Source organism: Buttiauxella sp., assembly GCF_035271705.1.
Classification (GTDB): Bacteria; Pseudomonadota; Gammaproteobacteria; order Enterobacterales; family Enterobacteriaceae; genus Buttiauxella.
Genome location: NZ_DATERI010000025.1, coordinates 1 through 3989, shown reverse-complemented (window position 1 = coordinate 3989; position 3989 = coordinate 1). Strand labels below are relative to the sequence as shown.

General features: G+C 47.4%; 4 protein-coding genes. 3 read left to right on the top strand and 1 reads right to left on the bottom strand.

Annotated elements, in window-relative coordinates; genetic code table 11:
- Positions 1-140 (bottom strand): DUF2594 family protein (locus VJY99_RS02000; protein WP_324115851.1); only part of this gene is annotated, 140 nt, incomplete at its 3' end.
- Between the two features lie 421 nt (positions 141-561).
- Here VJY99_RS02000 and uvrY point away from each other — a divergent pair.
- From uvrY to pgsA, 3 genes are read left to right on the top strand one after another with little or no spacing between them, the layout of a single operon-like run.
- A complete protein-coding gene (gene uvrY, locus VJY99_RS01995; protein ID WP_324115849.1) occupies positions 562-1221 on the top strand; it encodes a UvrY/SirA/GacA family response regulator transcription factor in 660 nt (219 codons plus the stop codon).
- On the top strand, positions 1214-3046 hold the full coding sequence (gene uvrC / locus VJY99_RS01990) for an excinuclease ABC subunit UvrC (RefSeq protein ID WP_324115847.1): 1833 nt from the start codon (positions 1214-1216) through the stop codon (positions 3044-3046). Before uvrY ends, uvrC begins: the two co-directional genes overlap by 8 nt.
- 57 nt (positions 3047-3103) lie before the next feature.
- The gene (gene pgsA, locus VJY99_RS01985) at positions 3104-3661 is read left to right on the top strand and encodes a CDP-diacylglycerol--glycerol-3-phosphate 3-phosphatidyltransferase (RefSeq protein WP_324115845.1); all 558 of its coding nucleotides are present in this window, start codon (positions 3104-3106) and stop codon (positions 3659-3661) included.
- Positions 3662-3989: the final 328 nt, after the last annotated feature.

The following is a 3989-nucleotide window of genomic DNA, read 5'->3' as shown; positions in this document are numbered from 1 at the left end:
TTTTCCATTTTGATGATAACCTTGCCTGCATCGGCTTGACCCATGGCTTTCAGCATCTGAGTTAGCATGGCTTTCAGGCAGGTGACTTCAATAGCTAATTCACCACTGTTGTCTGCGGTGGAAAAATCAGGAGTGCTCATTTGTGTTCCTCGGTCTTGGTTGGTACACCGTTGTTTCGTGTAACGGTTTCTTAAGGCGGCGGAGTATAGCACAGTTGTAAACCATTTTATTAGTGGTTATGTGAAGATGGCAGGTTATTCACGGTGCAAATGTGGGTAGTTGTTTTGGTTTTGTTTATTTATGGTTAAAAAAAGTGGCTGAGTGTTCATTATTTAGTACTTATAATTGAAACGGATGATGGTTTTTTAAAATATGAAAAGCATTTTTACTATTTATAATGACGAATCAATTCGTTTTCTATCATAGCCTCTACTGTACAATTTAATTTCCAATTCGCTGTAAGTTCCGAAAAACGGTTTTTATATTTTAAAATTGCTTGAAAAACCGTTAATATGACCCAGTAATTTTTAGTAGCGTTATCCCTATAACGGAGAGTTCCCCTTGATCAACGTCCTTCTTGTTGATGACCATGAACTGGTGCGCGCAGGGATACGACGCATTCTTGAAGATATCAAAGGGATCAAGATATCAGGTGAAACAAATTGCGGTGAGGATGCCGTAAAGTGGTGCCGTAGTCATCCGGTTGATGTTGTCCTGATGGACATGAACATGCCGGGGATGGGCGGTCTTGAAGCAACACGCAAAATCGCGCGATATTCGACGGATATCAAAGTGATTATGCTGACAATTCACACCGAAAATCCGTTACCTGCAAAAGTTATGCAGGCCGGCGCCGCAGGATATTTGAGTAAAGGTGCTGCCCCACAAGACGTGGTTAATGCGATTCGTTCGGTCAATGCAGGGCAGCGCTATATCGCGTCAGATATCGCCCAACAAATGGCGTTAAGCCAGATTGAACCTGAGAAAACAGACACGCCGTTTGCGAGTTTGTCTGAGCGTGAATTACAGATTATGCTGATGATCACCAAAGGCCAGAAGGTCAATGAGATCTCAGAGCAGCTTAATCTCAGCCCAAAAACGGTCAACAGTTACCGTTACCGCATGTTTAGTAAACTGAATATCAGTGGCGATGTTGAGCTGACACACCTGGCCATTCGTCATGGTTTATTTAGTGCGGAGACGTTAATCAGTAGTGAGTGAAATCTTTGACCCACGCGCTTTTCTTAAAACTGTAACCAGTAAACCTGGCGTCTATCGTATGTATGACGCCAGTGAAACAGTCATTTACGTTGGTAAAGCAAAAGACTTGAAGAAGCGTTTGTCGAGCTACTTCAGGAGCAATCTTGCCAGCCGTAAAACGGAAGCTTTGGTTGCCTTAATTCAGCATATCGATGTGACGGTCACTCACACCGAAACGGAAGCGTTGTTGCTGGAGCACAACTACATCAAGCTGTATCAGCCGCGTTACAACGTGCTGTTGCGTGATGACAAATCCTATCCCTTTATTTTCCTCAGTGGCGACACTCACCCGCGGCTTGCGATGCACCGTGGGGCGAAACACGCAAAAGGGGAATATTTCGGGCCATTCCCGAATGGTTATGCGGTACGCGAAACGCTGGCGTTATTGCAAAAAATATTCCCAATCCGCCAGTGCGAAAACAATGTCTATCGCAATCGCTCACGTCCTTGTTTGCAATATCAAATTGGGCGTTGTCTTGGGCCATGTGTGGCAGGCCTGGTCAGTGAAGAAGATTATGTCCAGCAAGTGGAATATGTCCGTTTGTTCCTGTCCGGTAAAGACGACCAGGTTCTGAATCAACTGATTGCCAGAATGGAAGAGGCGAGCAAAAACCTGGCGTTTGAAGAAGCCGCGAGAATTCGCGATCAAATTCAGGCGGTACGTCGCGTGACTGAAAAACAGTTTGTCTCCAATACCGGTGACGATCTGGATGTGATTGGCGTGTCGTTCGATGCGGGCATGGCGTGTGTGCATGTGCTCTTTATCCGCCAGGGTAAAGTGCTAGGCAGTCGTAGCTATTTCCCAAAAGTGCCAAACGGCACAGAACTTTCAGAAGTGGTCGAAACCTTTGTCGGGCAGTTCTATCTACAAGGCAGCCAGATGCGCACCTTGCCTTCTGAAATCCTGCTTGATTTCAACTTGCCGGATAAAACCTTGCTGTCAGATTCTTTGACGGAGCTGGCAGGACGACGTATCAACGTACAAACCAAGCCACGTGGCGATCGCGCGCGTTATTTGAAACTGGCCCGCACCAATGCCGCAACGGCGCTGGTGACACGCCTGGCGCAGCAATCAACCATCCATCAACGATTAAGCGCCTTAGCCATTGTGCTTGAGCTGCCAGCAATCAAACGGATGGAGTGCTTTGACATCAGCCACACGATGGGTGAACAAACGGTAGCGTCCTGCGTGGTTTTTGATGCCAATGGCCCACTGCGTGCTGAATATCGACGCTACAACATTGAAGGTATTACGCCAGGCGATGATTATGCCGCGATGAATCAGGTACTGCGTCGTCGCTACGGTAAGGCAATTGATGAGAGCAAAGTGCCAGATGTCATTCTCATTGACGGTGGGAAAGGGCAACTCGGCCAGGCGAAAACCGTGTTTGCAGAACTCGATGTTCCCTGGGACAAGCATCATCCTCTGTTGCTGGGGGTGGCAAAAGGCGTTGACCGTAAAGCCGGGCTTGAGACATTGTTCTTCGAACCGGAAGGTGAGGGGTTTTCACTGCCGCCAGATTCACCCGCGCTGCATGTCATTCAGCATATCCGTGATGAATCCCATGATCATGCTATCTCCGGCCATCGCAAAAAACGCGCAAAAGTAAAAAACACCAGTGCGCTGGAGACAATCGAAGGCGTCGGGCCAAAACGTCGACAGATGTTGTTGAAATATATGGGTGGATTGCAACCTTTAAAGAATGCATCTGTAGAAGAAATCGCAAAAGTGCCGGGTATCTCGCAAGCGTTGGCAGAAAAGATCTTCTACTCGTTGAAACATTAAGGGCTCTGTAGCAACATAGGGACAATTACCACTTACGACAGACAGTTAACCAGCACTATGCAATTTAATATCCCAACATTGCTTACTCTGTTTCGTATCATCCTTATCCCATTCTTTGTGCTGGCTTTTTATCTGCCGTTTAGTTGGGCGCCATTCCTATGCGCGTTTATCTTCTGGTTTGCCGCAATCACTGACTGGTTTGATGGTTTTCTGGCGCGTCGTTGGAACCAAAGCACACGTTTTGGCGCCTTCCTTGATCCTGTAGCCGATAAAGTGATGGTGGTCGTCGCACTGGTGCTGGTGGTTGAACACTATCACGCGTGGTGGGTGACGTTGCCTGCGGCCACCATGATTGCGCGTGAAATTATTATTTCTGCCTTGCGCGAGTGGATGGCTGAAATCGGCAAACGCAGCAGTGTTGCGGTCTCCTGGATTGGTAAATCCAAGACCATGGTGCAAATGCTGGCATTGATCGGTATGCTCTGGCGTCCAAATATGTGGATCGAGTATGCGGGGATTGGTCTGTTCTTTATCGCTGCGGTGTTAACGTTCTGGTCAATGTTCCAGTACCTGAAAGCGGCCAGCAAAGATTTGCTCGATAACTCCGGCGTTTAATCTTTTCCAGCAATCTAGCCCATGTCTCCCCTATACGAGAGTTATCTATCCTGACGGTAATTCTCGTACTCCAGTCTTAAGTCACCATTTATGACTCCCTCAGCCCTGTCAGATTCCCGAGCAACAATAGTATCTGAGAGGAGCGCGCGTCCCCTTCATCGCAAAACGTAGGGTCAAGTTGTGAGGCTATTTTGTTCGACTTGTCTCACAAAATCCTCAGCGGAGGGTTATATTTATCTTATCTATATCATGTTTGAGAACAGGGAAATTATGATCCGTTTATCCTCGCTTGCCCTTGTGCTTACTGCCATGACCTGGAGCGCACAGG